The organism is Parathalassolituus penaei, from assembly GCF_026626885.1.
Taxonomy (GTDB): domain Bacteria; phylum Pseudomonadota; class Gammaproteobacteria; order Pseudomonadales; family Oceanobacteraceae; genus Oceanobacter; species Oceanobacter penaei.
On the sequence record NZ_JAPNOA010000056.1, the window covers coordinates 429307 to 447901 of the forward strand.

General features: G+C 55.9%; 18 protein-coding genes. 11 read left to right on the forward strand and 7 right to left on the reverse strand.

The window, feature by feature from the left end; all coding sequences use genetic code 11:
* Nucleotides 1-295 precede the first annotated feature (295 nt).
* The 5 genes from OUO13_RS16600 to OUO13_RS16620 all read left to right on the forward strand — a co-directional run bounded on the left by OUO13_RS16600 (nucleotide 296) and on the right by OUO13_RS16620 (nucleotide 7518).
* Nucleotides 296-967 carry an MHYT domain-containing protein gene (locus OUO13_RS16600; protein WP_283175008.1) on the forward strand — a complete coding sequence of 224 codons (672 nt, stop codon included), beginning with the start codon at nucleotides 296-298 and terminating at the stop codon, nucleotides 965-967.
* Between the two features lie 240 nt (nucleotides 968-1207).
* Complete coding sequence (locus OUO13_RS16605) at nucleotides 1208-2704, forward strand: Wadjet anti-phage system protein JetA family protein (RefSeq protein WP_283175009.1); 1497 nt, start codon at nucleotides 1208-1210, stop codon at nucleotides 2702-2704.
* A 71-nt stretch (nucleotides 2705-2775) separates the two neighbouring features.
* Nucleotides 2776-3645, forward strand: a complete 870-nt coding sequence (locus OUO13_RS16610) for a DUF4194 domain-containing protein (RefSeq protein WP_283175010.1) — start codon at nucleotides 2776-2778, stop codon at nucleotides 3643-3645.
* 2 nt (nucleotides 3646-3647) lie between these two features.
* The gene (locus OUO13_RS16615) at nucleotides 3648-7340 is read left to right on the forward strand and encodes an ATP-binding protein (protein WP_283175011.1); all 3693 of its coding nucleotides are present in this window, start codon (nucleotides 3648-3650) and stop codon (nucleotides 7338-7340) included.
* Between the two features lie 28 nt (nucleotides 7341-7368).
* Nucleotides 7369-7518, forward strand: coding sequence for a hypothetical protein (locus tag OUO13_RS16620; protein ID WP_283175012.1), 150 nt, complete (start codon nucleotides 7369-7371; stop codon nucleotides 7516-7518).
* 672 nt (nucleotides 7519-8190) lie between these two features.
* Here the strand turns inward: OUO13_RS16620 and OUO13_RS16625 are convergent.
* Genes OUO13_RS16625 through OUO13_RS16635 form a run of 3 tightly spaced genes read right to left on the reverse strand, consistent with a single transcriptional unit; the run spans nucleotide 8191 to nucleotide 9597 of the window.
* Nucleotides 8191-8853, reverse strand: a complete 663-nt coding sequence (locus OUO13_RS16625; protein ID WP_283175013.1) for a TIGR01621 family pseudouridine synthase — start codon at nucleotides 8851-8853, stop codon at nucleotides 8191-8193.
* Complete coding sequence (locus OUO13_RS16630; protein ID WP_283175014.1) at nucleotides 8853-9008, reverse strand: cell developmental protein SirA; 156 nt, start codon at nucleotides 9006-9008, stop codon at nucleotides 8853-8855. Before OUO13_RS16630 ends, OUO13_RS16625 begins: the two co-directional genes overlap by 1 nt.
* Before the next feature lie 31 nt (nucleotides 9009-9039).
* Nucleotides 9040-9597 carry a hypothetical protein gene (locus tag OUO13_RS16635; RefSeq protein WP_283175015.1) on the reverse strand — a complete coding sequence of 186 codons (558 nt, stop codon included), beginning with the start codon at nucleotides 9595-9597 and terminating at the stop codon, nucleotides 9040-9042.
* Nucleotides 9598-9791: 194 nt separating this feature from the next.
* On the opposite strand from OUO13_RS16635, the gene OUO13_RS16640 reads away from it, so the two are divergent.
* A complete protein-coding gene (locus OUO13_RS16640; protein ID WP_283175016.1) occupies nucleotides 9792-10292 on the forward strand; it encodes a TIGR00645 family protein in 501 nt (166 codons plus the stop codon).
* Nucleotides 10293-10371: 79 nt separating this feature from the next.
* Nucleotides 10372-10623 (forward strand): YkgJ family cysteine cluster protein, encoded by a 252-nt coding sequence (locus tag OUO13_RS16645; protein ID WP_283175017.1) that lies wholly within the window; start codon nucleotides 10372-10374, stop codon nucleotides 10621-10623.
* Between the two features lie 11 nt (nucleotides 10624-10634).
* Here OUO13_RS16645 and OUO13_RS16650 read toward each other — a convergent pair whose 3' ends face one another.
* Nucleotides 10635-12230 (reverse strand): methyl-accepting chemotaxis protein, encoded by a 1596-nt coding sequence (locus OUO13_RS16650; protein WP_283175018.1) that lies wholly within the window; start codon nucleotides 12228-12230, stop codon nucleotides 10635-10637.
* A 141-nt stretch (nucleotides 12231-12371) separates the two neighbouring features.
* Between OUO13_RS16650 and OUO13_RS16655 the strand changes: the two genes are divergently transcribed.
* Nucleotides 12372-12704, forward strand: coding sequence for a YqfO family protein (locus OUO13_RS16655; RefSeq protein ID WP_283175019.1), 333 nt, complete (start codon nucleotides 12372-12374; stop codon nucleotides 12702-12704).
* Between the two features lie 12 nt (nucleotides 12705-12716).
* On the opposite strand, the gene OUO13_RS16660 is transcribed toward OUO13_RS16655, so the two are convergent.
* Together OUO13_RS16660 and OUO13_RS16665 are read right to left on the reverse strand one after the other, a co-directional pair.
* Entirely contained in the window at nucleotides 12717-13271 is a 555-nt protein-coding gene (locus OUO13_RS16660; protein ID WP_283175020.1) for an NUDIX hydrolase, read from the reverse strand.
* An 84-nt stretch (nucleotides 13272-13355) separates the two neighbouring features.
* Nucleotides 13356-13691: a DUF3135 domain-containing protein gene (locus tag OUO13_RS16665; protein WP_283175021.1), complete on the reverse strand. Its 336-nt coding sequence runs from the start codon at nucleotides 13689-13691 to the stop codon at nucleotides 13356-13358.
* 378 nt (nucleotides 13692-14069) lie between these two features.
* On the opposite strand from OUO13_RS16665, the gene OUO13_RS16670 reads away from it, so the two are divergent.
* The 3 genes from OUO13_RS16670 to purT all read left to right on the forward strand — a co-directional run bounded on the left by OUO13_RS16670 (nucleotide 14070) and on the right by purT (nucleotide 16219).
* The gene (locus OUO13_RS16670; protein WP_283175022.1) at nucleotides 14070-14651 is read left to right on the forward strand and encodes a CoA pyrophosphatase; all 582 of its coding nucleotides are present in this window, start codon (nucleotides 14070-14072) and stop codon (nucleotides 14649-14651) included.
* Nucleotides 14652-14724: 73 nt separating this feature from the next.
* Nucleotides 14725-14928 (forward strand): DUF1289 domain-containing protein, encoded by a 204-nt coding sequence (locus OUO13_RS16675; protein ID WP_283175023.1) that lies wholly within the window; start codon nucleotides 14725-14727, stop codon nucleotides 14926-14928.
* 79 nt (nucleotides 14929-15007) lie between these two features.
* Entirely contained in the window at nucleotides 15008-16219 is a 1212-nt protein-coding gene (gene purT, locus OUO13_RS16680; RefSeq protein ID WP_428982356.1) for a formate-dependent phosphoribosylglycinamide formyltransferase, read from the forward strand.
* On the opposite strand, the gene OUO13_RS16685 is transcribed toward purT, so the two are convergent.
* Nucleotides 16204-17802, reverse strand: coding sequence for a sensor domain-containing diguanylate cyclase (locus OUO13_RS16685; protein ID WP_283175024.1), 1599 nt, complete (start codon nucleotides 17800-17802; stop codon nucleotides 16204-16206). The genes purT and OUO13_RS16685 overlap by 16 nt on opposite strands.
* Nucleotides 17803-18595: the final 793 nt, after the last annotated feature.

Below are 18595 nucleotides of genomic sequence, written 5' to 3' on the forward strand. Positions count from 1 at the left end.
TGCCTGAACGCGACTTGAAAACCTGAGTAAATTGGTTGAGTATTGTCTGTGCGCGATGAAATCTGATTTGTTGCGTAATCATCTCTTGTACAGACTTGTGCATTGTACAGGTTTCTGCGTAAGTTGCCCTTGGGTCAAACAAGAGCCTCTGACCAGCTACAGTCGATTCAAGGGATTTGAAATCGTCTCTAATAGAGGTAACGATATGGAAACCGGATATAGTTTTGTTCTTGTTTTTCTCTCGTATTGTATTTCAGTTCTTGGTTCCTATACCGCGTTAAAACTGGCGGCGGGAATGGTGCTTTCACGAGATAACACATTCTGGGTGTGGTTATTGGCAGCTGCATTTGCACTTGGTGGCGGCGGTATCTGGGCCATGCACTTCGTGGGAATGCTCGCGTATGAAACGCCGGTCGATTTTGGATATGACCTCGGCATTACCATGATGTCGCTGGTGTTGGCAGTCGCGGTGGTGGCGGTGGGGCTGTACATCGTGGCGCTGAAGCCGGAAGGCATTGGCCACCTGTTGGCCGGTGGTACTGTAACTGGCCTTGGTGTGACTGCCATGCACTATTCCGGTATGGCGGCCATGGTGATGCCGGGCAAGCTGGTCTATGACCCGGCTCTGGTGGGTGCTTCCATGTTAATTGCGATTGGTGCAGCGATCTGTGCCCTTTGGCTGGCGTTTAACGTGCGTCAATCGTGGCAGCGAATCGCCAGTGCGATGGTGATGGGCTTTGCAGTGTGTGGCATGCACTACACAGGTATGGCAGCTCTGCATCTGCAGTATAACCACGACATGTCGGCCATGACGCCGGAGCTTATGAGCTACGAGGCCACTCTGGATCCAGCCGTGCTGGCGGTGATCATTGCTGTGGTTGTGGTTGGTCTTCTGGTGTCGCTGCTGGTGGGTACCATGGCGGGCTATGAAGAGCAGCGTCGTCTTGAAGCAGCACGGGCGAGATGATTTCTCAGGATTTCTCCGCCTAACAGGTTTGCAGGTGGGTCAAGACCGGCTCGAACAATGGATGTCCCCGACCGGTCTTTTTTCTGTTTGACTGCCCGTCACTTTCTGCGGTTGTCCGCTCTGGCGTGAAACCGTCGGGATTCCCGAAGGCCGGTAGCCTCTCTGGCTGGCCTTTGCCCTCTGCTTTGGCTAGGCTTCCGCTCTTCCTGAATATTTAGCCAGTCTTGCAGAAGCTTCTACATGTTTTTTAGCGAACAACGAGTCCAGTTTTTCCGTCCTCTGACCGGCAAGTACCGCGCCCAGATCGCCGAGTGTCTGCGCGAGCTGTACGTGCGTTTGTACAGCGCCAGCAATGCAGACTACGGTCAGGCCTTGCAGCGCGATGCGCTGGTAGGAATTTTCCAGGAAGCTCTGGAGCGTACGCCGTTTGATGGCAGCCTCGATTCCGACGGTGAGGATGACACCCGTTTTCGTAACAGTCGTGAGCAGGCGGTCTGGGTTCTGAACCAGTTGCTGGAACACGGCTGGATCGAAAAGCAGCTGGATCAGGCGACCCTCAGCAGCACCTTTGCCTTTACCCGACATGGCCGTGATTTCACCGAGCCGTTTGTTAACAGCAGCCGGGTATTGGCCCACACCCGTCATCGCAATACCCGTAATACCCGCAATTCCCTCGAAGCGTTTGTGGATCGTGGTGACGTCTACGACCTGCTTGATGCCTTTGAATATTCCGAACGTATCATCAGCGACTTCACCGACGTGATTTCTGAACTGGATGAGCGCAAGCGCGATCTGGTACGGGAGATGGAAGACCAGTTGCTGGTTCGTCACGCCAGTGAGGCGTTTTTCGACTTTATGGAAAATCGCTTCCAGCCCGACCTCTCGGTGCGGCTATCGGCGGATAACGTTGAGCGTCATCGCGACCAGATCGAACAGCTGATCCAGAACATCCGGCGTCGCGACAAGGGTTTTAAAGCCAGCATTGAAAAACGTCTGCGCGAACTGATGCCCGAGCAGGCGCGCCCCGGCGAATCCTTGTTGTGGTGGGTGCTGGATGGTATCGAACAGCGTATGCGTAATGCTTCGGAAGTTATGCTGCCAGCCCTGCGTCGGGCCTTGCAGGGCTTCACCCGCCGCGCCGACATCATCATGCGGCAGATGAGTTATCTGGCATCACAACAACATAACGACGTGCTGGCTGTGTGCCAGACCCTTGCGGCCCTGCCAGAAACCGAGCAGGACCGGCGCCTGTTAATGGCCGCCGACAGCATGGGGCTGCCGGGCATGGGCTTTGTTGATCCGGCCCAGGTTCGACTGGCACCACCGCGTCAGCGGCAAGTGCCGGTGGCCATGCTTGATCGTGCTGAAGCACCGCTGGATCACGATGCTCGCAAAGAGGCCTGGATTCGGCAGGTGCTCGATCAGGCCTTCCTGATTAACCAGAAAAACCTGCGCCAGTGGCTGGTGGACCAGCTCGGTTCTGGTCGGCAGATTTCCAGTCGTGAATTACCGGTCAACAGTGCCCGCGATTTTATGGCGGTAGCGCATGCCATCAGCCTTGGTTCGGCGGAGCAGGAAACCGCCAGTGGTTTCCGGATTCGTGTGGATTACGCCGATCCGGACGGTGCCTTCCTGCCGCCACCCGTGGCGGATGATCCTGCGCAAAGCTGTTTTGTCAGCAAGGATCATTTTGTATTCGAACTGATCGAAACACCGGTGCCAGCACTGAACTCCTGACTACTCCGGTTCCAACCCTTGAATTCCGGTGTCGGCCATGGCGGGCGACACCCTCAGTCTGAAGAAACAACATGCTGCAACTGATTGAAAAACAACTGCAACAACAGGGAATCAGCCTGCGTGAATACTCCGAGCTGCTGATGCGTTTGCTCGACTACGGAGTGGTCTGTCGGGATGAAAGCCAGATTGAACAACAGCTGTACGACCGTTATCTGCGTATCGAAGCGCTGGTGCAGGACTACCTGCAGCTGATTGGCTTGCGGTTGCTGCATGATCGCCGTTTCCAGTTTTTGCGAGTGGTACCACCCGGTGCCCACGTTCCCGGTATGAATGACGATCCCGGGCACGAAGGCAGTCAGGCATTGCGTTTGCGCCTGAACCAGCACGAAGTGGCGCTGGTGCTGGTGTTGCGTGCGCAGTACGACAAGGCGTTGCGTGAAGGGGCGGTGGACGAACAGGGCTGTGTGCTGCTGGCCATTGAGACTCTGGCGATTGCCATGAAAAACCTGCTCAAACGCTCATTGCCGGATTCACCGGCAGAGCGCAAGAACCTGTTCCGTCGTTTGCGTCAGTTGCGTCTGGTGCACGTCAGCAACGATGAGCTGCTCAGTGATGCCGACGCCTGGTTGCGTATTCGGCCGCTGATCATGAGTTACGTCAGTGACGAAGTGCTGGCCGCACTGATGGCGGCACCGGCTGAAGGTGCGCCAGTACCGGAGCACAGCAGCACTGAGGCTCTGGAAAACGATTCGCAGGAAAACGACGCGCAGGAAAACGACGCGCAGGAAAACGATTCGCAGGAAAACGATTCGCAGGAAAACGATTCGCAGGAAAACGATTCGCAGGAAAACGACGCCGACGCTGATAATCAGGACTCCGGTAATACCGATACGGCCGCGGCTGACGCGACTGATGTGGATGTTGACAGCAAGGACCTCTGATCATGTTTCTGAAAAAATTCGTATACGTTAACTGGGGCAATATCCCGGCCAGTGAATTTGAATTTGGTCCGGTAAACCTGCTGTCCGGTGGTAACGGCTCCGGTAAAACCACCGCAGCGGATGCCATCCAGACCATCATGACCGCGGCCCACGACACCCTGTTCAACTATAACCCCGGTCAGGACGAAGCCACCCAGCGTGGTCGCGGCAAGCAGGTGCGTACCCTTGCCAGTTATGTGCTGGGTTGTGACGACGGTTCCTACGCGCGTCCGGAAGGCGCGGTTGGGTATCTGGCGGCAGTGTTTCATCCAACCCGCGAAGAACCGGGCGAAGCCTTTACTGCAGTGATTGGTGTCAGTGCCACGCTGGACCGTGCTGGCAGTCATCCGGTGGCGCGCCAGAACGATATCCAGTTTTTTATCGTTGCTGGTGAGCAGCTGTCGCTGGGGGATTTTCTGCAGGACGATGGTCAGGGCAATCGACTGGTGGTGCCCGTCAATCGCCTCAAGACCTGGTTAACCCAGCGTCTGGGCGCCAGCCATGCCGATGCCGGTTTTAACGTTGAGCAGTACGATTCCAAAAAGGCCTACCTGCGCCGTTTGTACGGTGCCCTGCGTGGCCGTTTTGACGCCGTTGGTGAACGTGAAGCACTACACGCCGCCCGCACGTTTTCACGCTTTATGGCTTACAAGCCGGTGCGCAGCATTAACGAGTTTGTGGCCCATGAGGTGCTGGAACCGCGTGACCTGGGCGATGCCATTCGTTCGGTTTCGGACCTGATGAAAACGATTTATGCGCTGGAAAACGAGTCAGCCCAGCTGGCCGCCAGTGTTGAGCGTCTGGGGCGTGGCCGTGATCTCTGCCATCGTTACATCGACCAGTGGCTGGAACACCAGATTCTCGAATACAGCGCGGCGCGAGCCCGTTATCTGGCTGATCAGCGCGGCTTTCTGGATGCTCGTGAACAACAGCAGCAACTGCGTAGCCGTCAGGCCCAGGTGACTTCTGAGCGGGAATTGGCTCAGGAACGCCGCCGGGTGCTGCGTGAACAGCTGATTGCCATGGAAGCGCGTCGTCTCGGTATTACCGCCTTGCAAGACAAGGACGCCGCCGAAAAAGCCATTGCCGCAGCCAAACAGTCGCTGCAGCAGCAAGCGGTGCCACTGCTCGAACAGGGGGATCGTTTGCAGGCCAGTTTGCGTGCCAGTGAACTGTTGATGAAAGGGCTGCAAACCAGCTCGCTGGCGCTGGAAATTCCGGGGCTGGGCAGCAAATCCTTGCAGGCAGAAATGAAAGCGGTGCTGGGGTTGCGGGATCAGCAAACCATCGACCTCAAACAGCTGCTGGGCAACGACTGGATTGATCTCAGCCCACTGGAAGCCCATCTGGATCAGGCGCGCCAGCATCAGGCGGTGCTGAATCAGTGGTGGCAAAGCTGGTTTGAAACCGATGACAAACCGCAGTCGGTATCCTTGCGTGATCAGCTCAGCCGGGTTCTGGATCGACGAGAACAGAAGCTGCAGCAGCTGCAATCCCGTGTCAGCCAGAAACAGACGGATATCGACAGCCTCGAAGGGCGTCAGCTCAATTATCCGGGCTTTGTCCGCCAGGCACTGGAAGCGATTCGCCGTGAATGTCCGGAAGCCGAACCTCAGGTGCTGGCCGACTATGTTTCGGTAACCGACAGCCGTTGGCAGAACGCCATTGAAGGTTATATCGGTGGTGCCCGTTTCAGCATCATTGTGGATTCTGATTACGAAGCCGACGCTGCCCGTATTGTGCGTTCTCTGCCTGCGACCGGCGGTGCTCGTAACCGTGCCCGCGTGGTGCAGGGGATCAAGGCTCGTCAGGACGCTGCGCGGATGCCGCTGGCGGCCAACTCGATTCTGCATTTGATGGCGTTTGAGCACGCCACCGCCCGCGATTATCTGCACGCCAGTTACGGCACGGTCGAGCAGGTCGACGATGTTGAAACCCTCAAGGTAACCCGTCGGGGTCTGACCGCTGAAGGTCTGGGCTCTGGTGCTTACTCCATTTACCGTTGTGACCTTGATGAAGGGGAACTGGTGTTTGGTGCCGGTGCTCGTGAACGTGCACTGGTGGCGCGGCGGCAGGAGCTGGATACATTGCTGCAGCAGGCAGCCGATGCGCGTGTCCAGCGTGACGAATGCTCGCGTTTGCTGCATGCGGTCAATCAGCTGCGTCATCTGACCTTTGCCGATCAGATCCAGACCATGCTGGAAACCCACTACCAGCTGCGTCAGGCCGAACAATCACTCGGTGATATTGACCTGTCGGACTTCTCCAGTCTGGAGCAGGAGTTCAGTCAGCTGCGTGATCGTGCTGACGAGCAGGATGTGCGCATCCGTGAGCTTGACGGTGAGCTGGGTCGACTGAGCCAGCAGATCAAGGATTGCGAGCAGCGTTGCCACTGGTTGGGTGGTCAGCAGGAGAAAACCCTGTTACAAGCCGAAGCCGCCGAGCAGGCGATGCGTCGTCTGGCCAGTTTGTGGCCAGAGCTGGATCTGGATGCCACGCTGGAACGTGCCGATGGTGATGCGGCAACGGTGGCGGCTGAACGTAATGGTGTGGAAAAACTTGAGCAACAATGCCGGCAGTTGCTGCAGCAACTGGGCTCCGACTCACTGGAGCTGGAGCGTCTGGTGGCCGAGCACAACCTGCATTGCCAGACCCTCGACGCTATTGTTTACAGCCCGGATTACCGCCAGCAGCATCAGGACCCGTTCTTCCGGCAGATCACCGCGCTGTTGCGCGAGGTCGAGCGTGTTCACAACCGTCTGAAGAACAACATTCTGGTGGAGAAGCAGGGCAAGCTGGCGCAGCTGCGTGACAGCTTCAACAACGCTTTTGTGACCAACCTTTGCCACGCGATTTATCAGTCGATCAACGATGGTAAACGGGTGCTGGAAGAACTGAACCGTGAGCTGGAGCACCATCGTTTTGGTGCCGACCAGGAACGTTACTGGTTCGATTGGGAGTGGGTGCCGGAATTCCGCGAATACTGGCAGTTCTTCGAGGAGGTTATTCGTAACCCGACCCTCGGTGAAGGTGCAACCCTGTTTGACGCCGAGTTGCCGAAGACCGCCCGCCGGGTGCGTGACCAGTTAATGGCCATGCTGCTGGATGAAGACGAACAGAAGGCCATGCGTGAGCTGGAGAGGATTTCCGATTACCGCAACTATCGCCGTTATGAAATCTTCAAGCAGCCAGCCAACAAGGAGCCGATCGCCCTCAGCCAGTACGGCACCGGTTCTGGTGGTCAGCTGGAAACACCGGCTTATATCATCCGCGCGGCAGCGATTACCTCGGCGTTCCGTTTCAGTGAAGGCGACACCCATCTGCGTATGGTGCTGGTAGACGAAGCCTTTTCAAAAATGGACGAAACCCGCTCACGCGAGGTGATTCGTTATCTCACTGAAAGTCTGGGGCTGCAGTTGCTGTTTATTATGCCAACCAGCAAGTCGGGTCCGTTTATGGACCTGATTTCCAACCAGTTTGTGTTCAGCAAGATTCCGCTGGCGGGTGGGGTCAAGACCGGTGAGCTGCAAACCCGGGTGCTGGTGGATCGGCAGCAGTGTAATCAGGAGCGTATCCGTGAGTTGTGGGCGTTCCATCGCAAGACCATTCGCCATCAGGCCAGTCTCGATTTTATGGAGGAATTCGGGGCGGTGTGAGGGGTTTTCGGGGGCTGAAAAGGCTTTGATGCTGTTCGTCTGGCGTCTGGCGTCTGGCGTCTGGCGTCTGGCGTCTGGCGTCTGGCGTCTGGCGTCTGGCGTCTGGCGTCTGGCGTCTGGCGTCTGGCGTCTGGCGTCTGGCGTCTGGCGTCTGGCGTCTACTCGGCTTGTTAATTAGCCTGGCCGTTTGCCCTCTTGGGGGACCTTGTCCCCCGGCCGGGCGGGCCTCCCCCTTGCTTTTGCCCAACTGGGCTCGTATCTCCGAAATTCACCGACAACGGCTGATCGACCCCGGCCAGATGGCACATCCCTGTACCAACTGGCCTTGCGGGGCATTCATGCCCCGGCTGGGTCGGCCGTTGCGGTGAATCCCGGCTCGCCCAGATGGGCATGGTGCAGCCAGCTGCGCTGGGTTAAGGCGGTGTTGATGGACACTGTGCGCCCGACGCCTGACGTCCGACGGCTACTCGGCTTGTTAATTGGTGAGGCTGCTTGCCCTCTTGGAGGACCTTGTCCCCCGGCCGGGCGGGCCTCCCCCTGCTTTTGCCCGACTGGGCTCGTGTCTCCGGTTTTCCCCGACAACGGCTGATCGACCCCGGCCAGATGGTACATCCCTGTACCAACTGGCCTTGCGGGGCATCCATGCCCCGGCTGGGTCGGCCGTTGCGGTGAATCCCGGCTCGCCCAGATGGGCATGGTGCAGCCAGCTGCGCTGGGATAAATCGGTGTTGATGGACACTGTGCGCCCGACGCCCGACGCCCGACGCCCGACGCCCGACGCCCGACGCCCGACGCCCGACGCCCGACGCCTGACGCCCGATCCGAACGCGCCCGGCCCGACGCCCATATTTCAGGGCAGGACGGCCCATGGCTGGTGCCAGTCGGCCGGTATCTCTCCCCAGTCGCCACTGACGGGCAGTTGCACTATCCGGTGTTGCTGGCCCTTGTCTTCAAAACACAAGGCCATGGCGTGCAGGTAGGTACGATCAGCGGTTTCGCCTTTGTAACGTTCATCACCGTCAATCGGTGCACCGAGGCTGCGCAAGGCTACTCGTAACTGGTGGGTTTTGCCGGTAAATGGTTGCAGCAAAAACAGACGTTTCTGCAGGCGTTCGTCAAAACAGGAATCGAAGCGGGTGATGGCCGGGTTGTTGGTGCTATGCGCCAGACGCCAGCTGCCGTTGCGGATTTTTTCCATGTCACCCTTGATCCAGCCCTGCTTTTTCTTGGGCCGACTGCTGCTGCGTGCCAGGTAGTATTTCTGGATACGATGATCGGCAAACAGCTGACTGAGGCGGGCGGCGGCTTCGGCGTTACGGGCCAGCAGCAACACGCCGGAGGTCACCTTGTCGAGGCGATGCACTGGCCAGAGTTCTTCCTGTTGTTGCTGTTGCAGGCGGGTAACGATGCCTTCAATGATCTGGTCGTTGGCATCGGTTTCCTGATGCATACCAATGCCTTCAGGTTTGAGAATGGCCAGCCAGTCGGAGCTGCTGGCCAGAACAGGAAACATCAACGGCGGCTTTCCTGTTCCATGATTTCCAGCAAGCGGCGGGCGATGGCTTCAAACAGCTGCGCCTGTTCGTTGTTGCTGGCGGCGGTGAGGCTATACATCAGGCTTTCGAGTTCGGAGCGTGACATATAACGCACGGTAACGGGGTTGGTCATAACGGCAGGCCTTCCAACAAAACGGTCGTTATCAGAAACGATAGCTGATCAGCAGATTACGGAACCAGACATTCGGGCGTTTGTAATCGTGGCCAGCCGCATGGTTTTCGTCGTCGTAGTCTTCGTTGTCGCGCCAGGTGGCGGCCACATCAACGGTGATGGCTCCGACCTGATAACCGGCACCCAGTTGCCAGCCCCAGCCGTTAAATACGCGAGTGCCACTGCTGCGTTCAACGGCCATCTTCTCGCGGTGCCAGGCCGGGCCGGTGTACAGGCGTGCACCTTCGCTGGCGAGGCCCCAGCCCCACATCAGCTGGGTTTCAAAACCGGTTAGGTCTTTGTCGTCACCGTGGTAGCGATACATGATAAACCGCGATGCTGCGTGTTCGCTCTGCGGGAACTCGGCAAACAGGCTGGAACCACGGTCGCCAGCGTCAGTCAGATACGAAGCGGCCGGGTCAATATCCAGGCGAAAGCTGCCCACGCCAACGCGAAAATTGGTGTAAGCCGGTTTGTCTTCCGCCAGCGCAGAGGTGCTGACCAGAGGTAACAGGGCAAACAGGCAGGACAGGGCGACTGGGCTACGCATGTATCATCCTTCTCCGTGATGGGACGGTGCTGGAAAAAAGTCGGGCAAGGCTAAACCAGGCCTTCTGGTATGGCAAGGTTGCTCGTCCGGATTACTGTGTATTTGAACAGTGTTACGCCTGATGCACACTGGTTATGGCAACCGGCTTGGGTATAATCGCAGTTTATCAATTTTAACTATCTGTTGAGGATGACATGATCGAAACTCTGGTGGAACGCACCATCTACATGGCTCGCTGGATTCTGGCTCCTATCTATCTGGGATTGAGCCTTGCCCTGCTGGCTCTGGGTACCAAGTTCTTTATCGAGATTTCGCATCTGCTGCCACACATTGTGGAGATCTCGGAAACCGATATGACCCTGGTGATCCTGTCGCTGATCGACATGGCACTGGTGGGTGGTCTGATTGTGATGGTAATGTTCTCTGGCTACGAAAACTTCGTATCTCGCATGGATATTGGCGAGGACTCTGAAAAATTGTCCTGGTTGGGCAAGCTGGATACCAGCTCACTGAAAAACAAGGTGGCGGCGTCGATTGTGGCGATTTCGTCCATCCACCTGCTGAAGATTTTCATGAATGCGACCAACATCGATAACGACAAACTTATGTGGTACACCCTGATCCACCTGACCTTTGTGTTGTCTGCGTTTATCATGGGCTTTCTGGATAAACTGACTCGTCACAGTCACGATTGATCGTTGGCCTGAACGGGCTTTAATGATTCTCTGGCGGGGCCTTCGGGCCCCGTTTGTTTTGTTTGCAGGAGTAGCGACGTTGCAGTGTCGTGCCGGTTGTGGTGCCTGTTGTATTGCACCTTCCATTTCGTCTCCGATTCCGGGAATGCCCAATGGCAAACCGGCCGGAGTGCGTTGTATTCATCTGACCACCGATTACCTGTGTGGCATTTTTACCGATCCGGGCCGTCCGCTGGTATGTGACCAGTTTCAGGCCGACCCGGTGGTGTGTGGCGAGTCACGACCAGAAGCGCTGAAGCTTCTGGGCTGGCTGGAAGATAATACCCGTTAAGTCCATTCCTGTTACAGCCGGAATTGCTGGACCAGCTTGTGCAGGCGTCCTGCCAGTTCTGCCAGCTCATGAACACTCTGGCTGGTGCGGGCAGCGTTGCTGGTGGTGTCCTCGGATAACTGCCGCACGCTGCTGATACCATTCGCCACCCGTCCTCCCAGTTGCGCCTGGTGCTCCATGCTATGCAGCGTTGCATCGTTCAGGCGCGTCATGTCGTCCATCTGTTGCACCATTTCACGAAGTGCTTCTGCGGCCAGTTGTACCTGGTTTACTCCTTGCTCGGCTGAACTACGGGCGTGTTCCATGGCGTCTACTGCATTGCGCGCTTCGCTTTGCAGTTGGGTAATCATGGTTTCAATTTCGCGGGTGGAGTCGTGTGTGCGCTGAGACAGGGTGCGAACCTCATCCGCCACTACGGCAAAACCGCGGCCACTTTCACCCGCGCGGGCGGCTTCAATGGCTGCGTTGAGTGCCAGCAGGTTGGTCTGTTCGGCAATACTACGGATGACTGCCAGTACGCCACCCACGCTGTTGGTGCGTTCATCCAGATGATCAATAACGTTGGCGGTCTGCTGAATCGCCTCGTTCATGGTGATGATATGGCCAGCGGCTTGTTCGGTTTGTTGCATGCCTGCACTGGCAATGTTACGGGCATTGGCAGCCGCTTCGGTGCTTTGTGAGGCGTTGCTTGACACTTGGCGGCTGCTGTCGAGCAGGCTGTCGATCGCGTCCTGCATCTGCAGGGTTTCCTGACGTTGGCGCGATGCGGTTTCCAGCGCTCGACTGGCAGACTGATCAATGGTGTGAGTGTTTTGTTGCAGCTGTTGGGCTGCATTGACTACCTGACGTAACGAGTCGGCAATCCGCTGGGTCATGCGGTTGAGGGTTTTGCCTGCGCTGCCAACTTCGTCGTTACTGCTGAAGTCCAGCCGGTGGCTGAGGTCAGAATGCTGTTCGATATGGGCGAGGGCACTTTTCATCTGGCGGATCGGATGCACGATAAACCGGCGCAACAAGAGTGATAGCACCAGCAGCGCTGCGCCCATGATCACCGCCTGAATCAGTCCGAGGCGGGTGGCGTTGGCATTGATGCCAGCATCGACCGCCTGCATCGAATAACTGATTCGGGTGGCACCCAGAATGTCACCGGCTTTGGCCTGATGGCAGCCGAGGCAGTTGGTGCCGCGGTAGTTTTCTTCCGCCACAATCGGCTGGATATAGGTAATCACGCGCCCTTTTGGGCCTGCCTGTTCGAGCAGGATACGTTCACCGGCCAATGCCCGCCGATCAAGGTCATCCTGGGGTTGTTCATGCGGATGGCCTTTGCCATAGATGCGGTTCACCACGTCTGAACGTATCATGCGGGCTTCGGTAATGGCCTGATCGGCCAGCAGTTTTTCGCGTAGTAGCTCGCGGTTGCCAATGGCACCGGAAATCATCAGCATGTTCATCGAGTCGAGATAGCCGCTGGCCTTGTCTTGCAACAGGCTGTGCACAAGATCATTCCCCAGTTGGCGTTCTGAATGGGTGCTGATGGTGACCGCGATGATCAACAACAGCAGCATGATGCTGCCCAGTACAAGATTGAGTTTACGCTGAATCGACATGTTGCTTTCCTGTTGTCGTTTTCCTGCTGAGCCTGCACAGCGTGCAGGTCTGGTAAAAGCGTAGACGATTATTAGGATAAGCAGCTGACAAAACAGTTTTTTGGTTATTTCATGATTGGCATCCGGAGTTTGAGGAGTCTGATGTACAAATTGGTATTTTTTGTTCCAGAGAGCCATCTGGAATCGGTAAAGACCGCCGTGTTGGCCACGGGGGCGGGTCAAATCGGCGATTACGACAGCTGCTGTTGGCAGATAAAAGGCATGGGACAGTTCCGGCCGTTAGCGGCAGCCAATCCATTTATTGGTTCGGCAGGTGTTCTGGAGCAGGTCGATGAATATCGGGTGGAACTGGTGTGTGCCGATGCGCTGATTCGTGAAGCGGTTCAGGCGCTGGTGGCGGCTCACCCGTACGAGGAGCCGGCCTGGGATGTGACACGTCTGGTGGATGTGCTGGCGGCGGACTTCAAGCCCTGAGCCAACGGGGTGTCAGTCAACCTTCTGAACGCCACCGTGGTTGTTATGAATGCTGAAAATATGCATGGCGCCTTGCAGGTCGGGTGCTTCCAGATAACGCCGCAGGGTTTGTTCTACGGTGGAGAAGGCCAGTTCGTCCCACGGAATTTCGTCCGGGGCAAAGAGGCGCACGTCGAGGCTTTCTTCACCGGAACTGAATTCCGGCTTTGGCAAGTCGGCGAGGAAAAACAGATGGACCTGGCTGATGTGAGTGACGCTGATCATGGCAAATAACGAACGGATGGTAACTTCGGCGCAGGCTTCTTCGCGGGTTTCCCGCAGAGCTGCCTGTTCGGTGCCTTCACCGTTTTCCATAAAACCACCGGGCAGCGTCCAGTAGCCCTTGCGTGGTTCGATCGCCCGTTTGCACAGCAGGATCTTGCCCTGATGCACAGGCAGGGTGCCGGCCACAATTTTCGGGTTCTGATAAAAGATGCTGCCACAGTGGTTACACACGTGGCGCTCGCGGTTATCACCCGCCGGAATCTGCAATGTGATCGGACCGCCGCAGAGGCTGCAGTAGTTCATCCTGGTTTTCTCTCCCTGGTTGGGCGGCAGTCGGCCTGAGCTACTGCCGCAATCAGGAGTGCAGTATACCGTCGTCAGATTTGATTAACGATTCGCGAAAGCTGAAAAGAGAATAACACTATTGTCCTGGGCCGCTGGTGCTGGTTCGGCGGCTATATCACCATTAGCAGTCAGTACAGTGGTGCGTAGCTGGTGCAGATGGTCGTGCATCATTTTTGAAATACGGATGCAGGAAGCCATTGGGGTGCGAGCGCGACGGCGTTCCATATCGATCTGGAATTGCAGACCACGCAGGCGACGCTGGTATTGTTCTGGCGCTTTGCTGATGGTGTCTTCGATTAGCTGGGCACGCAGCTTTTCGAGCTGTTCAGGATTGCTGGCAGCCAGCTTCTTCAGTTCATCAAAAGAGGGCAGTTGCACGATGTAATCCTCTGTGAAAATTTGTGAATAAACTTGCATTCTGTGTAATACAGTCTACTCAACCATCGGCATTCGCAAAATCCATGCTGATGTTTTTTTAACCTGACTAACCTGTTGATACTGCAGCAGAAATATTTTTGACAGTATTGGTCGGTAAAAATGGCTCAAATTTTCTGAACAATAGTTCTGTTGCTATTTTGTAAGTGCAGTTTGTCCAGGGGTGTGGTCCTGTGAACAAAACAGGACGTTTTTGTGTCAATCAGGTGCTGCTGCAACAGACTGTCAGCTGGCGGTGGTGGTTTTTGGCGCAGTTTTCGCTGGCTTAACCGCTATGCTCGTAGATACTGTTCGCTGTGTGGAGGCGCGCGGGTTCAATCGATGAATCAATCTGATCTGTTTTCCTATCTCAGTGGGCGTTGGCAAGACCACGACCCAAAAGTCATGCATCAGCCAGACCTGAAAGAAGCAGCAGTGTTGGTGGCTATTACCGATTGTGCTGAAGAGCCTATGCTGTTGTTGACCCGGCGTTCATCGCACATGCCAACCCACAAGGGCGAAGTGGCGTTTCCGGGCGGCAAACGGGATGCCGGCGATGTTGATTTTATTGCCACGGCCCTGCGTGAAGCCGAGGAAGAAGTCGGGCTTGATCCGTCGCTGGTGCGTGTTGTCGGCGAACTCGATCAGATTGTGTCGATTCATGGCTTTCTGGTGACGCCAGTGCTGGCGGTGATTCCCCACGATGTCCGTCTGGTTGCCGACCCCGGTGAACTGGAATGCCTGTTTATGGCGCCTTTGGCACTGTTTCGACGCCCCCCTGACAGTTATTTCCGTCGTGAAGGCTACTGTATGCCCAACTACCAATACGGCGATTTCCGAATCTGGGGCCTCACTGCCTGTGTGATTGCCGAGTTGATGAACCGTTACTGGGATATGAATATCAAGGTCGGACGACCAATGTAATGGGGCGGGAGGTTGCCATGCCGGGGCCCAGCCACTAGCATGACCGTCCTGATATATCTCTGAGGAAGCTTCAGTGACCCAATTCGTTCGTTCGCCTTGCGTACATGTCTGTGTTCTGGATGACCAGGAGATCTGTACTGGTTGTTATCGCAGTGGTGAGGAAATTGCCCGCTGGGGTCGCATGACGCCGGAAGCCAAGCAGGAAGTGCTGGCCCGCTGTTACGAGCGCGAAGAAGCCTCGATCAATTTTATACCGGTAACTCCGGTATCACGCTGAACACCTGCCAGGCAGGAAGCAAAGCGCCGCTGAGTCGGCGTTTTTTTCTGGATCAATTTTTTATCGGAAGAGTTTTCATATGGCCATGTTCAGTTCTGGCGTACTGGGTACACCGTTTTCGCCTGTTGCAACCCGTGTTTTGCTGTGTGGAGCTGGGGAGCTCGGCAAGGAAGTCGTAATCGAACTGCAGCGTCTCGGCTGTGAAGTGATTGCAGTGGATCGTTATGCCCATGCACCTGCCATGCAAGTGGCGGATCGCAGCCATGTGGTCGATATGCTCGATGGAGCTGCCTTGCGTGCTGTGATTGAACATGAACAACCGCATCTGGTGGTGCCGGAAATCGAAGCGATTGCAACGGCGACGCTGGCTGAACTGGAAGCCGAAGGCGTGAACATTGTGCCGACCGCTCGCGCGACCCAGCTGACCATGAACCGTGAAGGTATTCGTCGTCTGGCGGCGGAAGAGCTTCAGCTGCCAACCTCCCGTTACCGTTTTGCCGCCAGCAAGGAAGACTTTGATGCTGCGGTTGCTGAAATCGGCCTGCCATGTGTGGTGAAGCCAATCATGAGTTCTTCTGGTAAGGGTCAGTCTCTGGTGCGTACTGCTGATCAGGTGGATGCCGCCTGGCAATACGCTCAGGAAGGTGGTCGTGCAGGCAAGGGCAAGGTGATTGTTGAAGGTTTTGTGGATTTCGATTTTGAAATCACGCTGCTGACCATTCGCCATCGTGGTGCCGATGGCCAGACCGTTACCTCTTTCTGTGAACCGATTGGTCATCGTCAGGAAGATGGCGACTATCAGGAATCCTGGCAGCCGCAGATCATGTCTGAACTGGCTCTGCAACGTGCCCAGCAAGTCGCCGACGCTGTTACGGCCGAACTGGGTGGCTGGGGGCTGTATGGCGTTGAGCTGTTTGTGAAAGGTGACGAGGTTATCTTCAGTGAAGTATCGCCACGTCCGCACGATACAGGTCTGGTGACCCTGATTTCCCAGGATCTGTCCGAGTTTGCCCTGCATGCCCGTGCCATTCTGGGTCTGCCGATTCCATCGATCCGTCAGTTTGGCCCGTCTGCTTCTGCGGTGCTGCTGGTGAGTGGTGAATCAGCCAGTATGCAGTTTGGAAATCTGCCAGCAGCACTGGCGTTACCAGATACCCAGTTGCGTCTGTTCGGCAAGCCGGAAGTTCGTGGCAAGCGTCGTCTGGGCGTGGCACTGGCGCGTGATGAGTCCACCGATGCCGCTCGTGAACGTGCGGCTGCGGTGATTGCGGAGATTCAGGTAACGTTCTGACGCGTTGCCTCGGGTTCCAGTGGGTGTTGCTGATCAAACACGGTCAGCACACTGTTGTTCCTGCCATTGGCCTTGCCTTTGTACAAGGCCATGTCGGTATAAGCCAGCCAGTCTTCCTGGTTGGTTTTATTCAGCCATTCCCCTGAGTTGCGAATCCAGGCAATACCGGCGCTGACGGTAATCCATTCGGATGTTGGTGAGTCCGGGTGGCGAATTGCCAGGTTGGCAATGGCTTCATGCAGGTTACGACGCAGACTCTCGACTTCGAGGGTGCTGTGGGCATACACGATCAGCGCAAATTCCTCTCCGCCAAAACGGGCAGCCACTTCATCGGTGCGACGGGCCATGTTGGCCAATACTTCGGCTACCTGCCTCAATACTTCGTCCCCGGCAGGGTGGCCTGCGCTGTCATTAAAGCGTTTGAAATGGTCGATATCGATCAGCATCAGTGCCATCGATTGCTGGTAACGGTTCATTCGGAACCAGGCGCGTTCCAGTGCGTGATCAAAGGCTCGGCGATTGGCGATACCGGTTAGGGCGTCGGTGCGGGTCAGTTGTTGCAATGCTGACTTCTGTTCCAGTACGGTGCTGGCAAGCTGGTTATAAGCCGTCAGCAGGCGCCGGATTTCACGAATTTGCAGGCCGTCCTCTGGCACTTCCAGATTGCGGATGCTGCGGGTGCGCACGCTGGATTCCAGAAACAGGGTCGCCTTTCGTATAGGAGCAATCAGCAGATGCATGATCAGCCAGAAGAATAATGATGGTACCACTGCCAGAATTCCAAGCATGATCCAGGTACTTACCCCCATAAACTCGGGGGGGTGATAGTTTGGAAAGCGAATATCCATGCAGACCTCAGGGCGTCCAAGACGGTCGTGCATACAGAGCTGATGACTTTCCTTGATCTTGGTAAGTGGATTGACAATATTCTGCAAATTGCGTTGAGCGTGTGATAACGGGTGAATTTCGAGTCGGGTGATACGACTCAAATTATCTAAAAATGACTGATCAATCGGCCGCCAGAAAAACAGCCAGCCCTTATCGGCCCTGGTGCCATCGGAACGGGTGATCGCACTGACGCTCACCAGGGCTGGTTGCTTGTTGAGCAGTGCGACGTCGTATACAGCTACATCTTTCGTGAGCATCTGTTTGCTTCGAGCAAGGGAGATCTCTGTGTCGGTATCGAGTGTATCCAGAGTCAAGTTGTTGAGTTCACGATCGTAGTGCCATGAAATGATATTGTGTGCATCAATATCAATGATCATTGCACCGATAAGATTTAAAGAGTCGAAGGTGTCTCCGACAAAGTTGGATTCGATGTAGGTGTTATTGCGGTCCTGTACGTAAAACCAGGTGTCGTCCCATGTAGCATAATCGCGGGTTTGGGTGGCCAGCTGCTGCTGGCTAAGGGTGATTGCCGCATTCAGGCTATCAATCGCCTGTTGCTGCTCGCGCAGGACGCCAGCTATTTCATTCGGATAGCTTACATACCAGCGGAAGCCCAGAAGGCCTGCGACCAGTAATGCCATATAGGCAGTGACCAGACTGAAAAACAGCCGATTGATTGAAACGCTCGTAGCCAATGCCCGACAGTCTCCGGAAGGTGGATGCCAGCCCACAAAGCACGCAATGTAAAATATCTGGCAAGACAAGTGTAGCGTTAGCTGTCGATTGTCGGGCAATTATTATTCAACATAACGAGGAGCAGGTTGCATTAAACAGATTGCTGTGTGACTTCAACATCCGCTTTGGACTGACAAGGCAATTTGTTGATTTCTTGCGACCATAACTCATAGTGATCTTGCCACTGGTTTAGTGGGCACCTTCTTATAGAGGAAGTAACTGATGATCTTATGAATAACCCGGTGTCCAAGCTCAGGTAGGAAAAGAACATGTGAAAAATGAGTTGGGCACCCTCCGAATCACTCGGTGCCCACTCTGGCCTATCGGCATGGCAAGGAATCACGAAACCGGTTTGATGGCCTTCTTGCATCAATCCAGGTGGGGCGACGTCAAAAACCGGCGACACCTAGTCATCACCATCCCGAAAGCCCTAAGGGCGCGGGCTGCAGCGCGTATGATAGGTGTTGACGAACCTGCGCGGCCCTACTTGAAAAGGACCCGGCCAGGTTGGCTAGTCATTTCGCTGCGTTCGCCGCCTTGCTCACGCGCGCTGCAGCACTGGCGCAGAGTGATTCAGAGTGCCCCTGGAGCACCAGTGATTGTCTTTCTATGGTGACAGACCTCTTCACGCAGAATACCGGGATGTAGGCTGAGCAATGATCGAAGGACTGAGCTGACCTGTCAGGTACAGAGAAAGCTCTGGAGCAAAAAAGCCAGCAGCCTCTGTTCTGTACCGATCTTTTTTGAAGGATG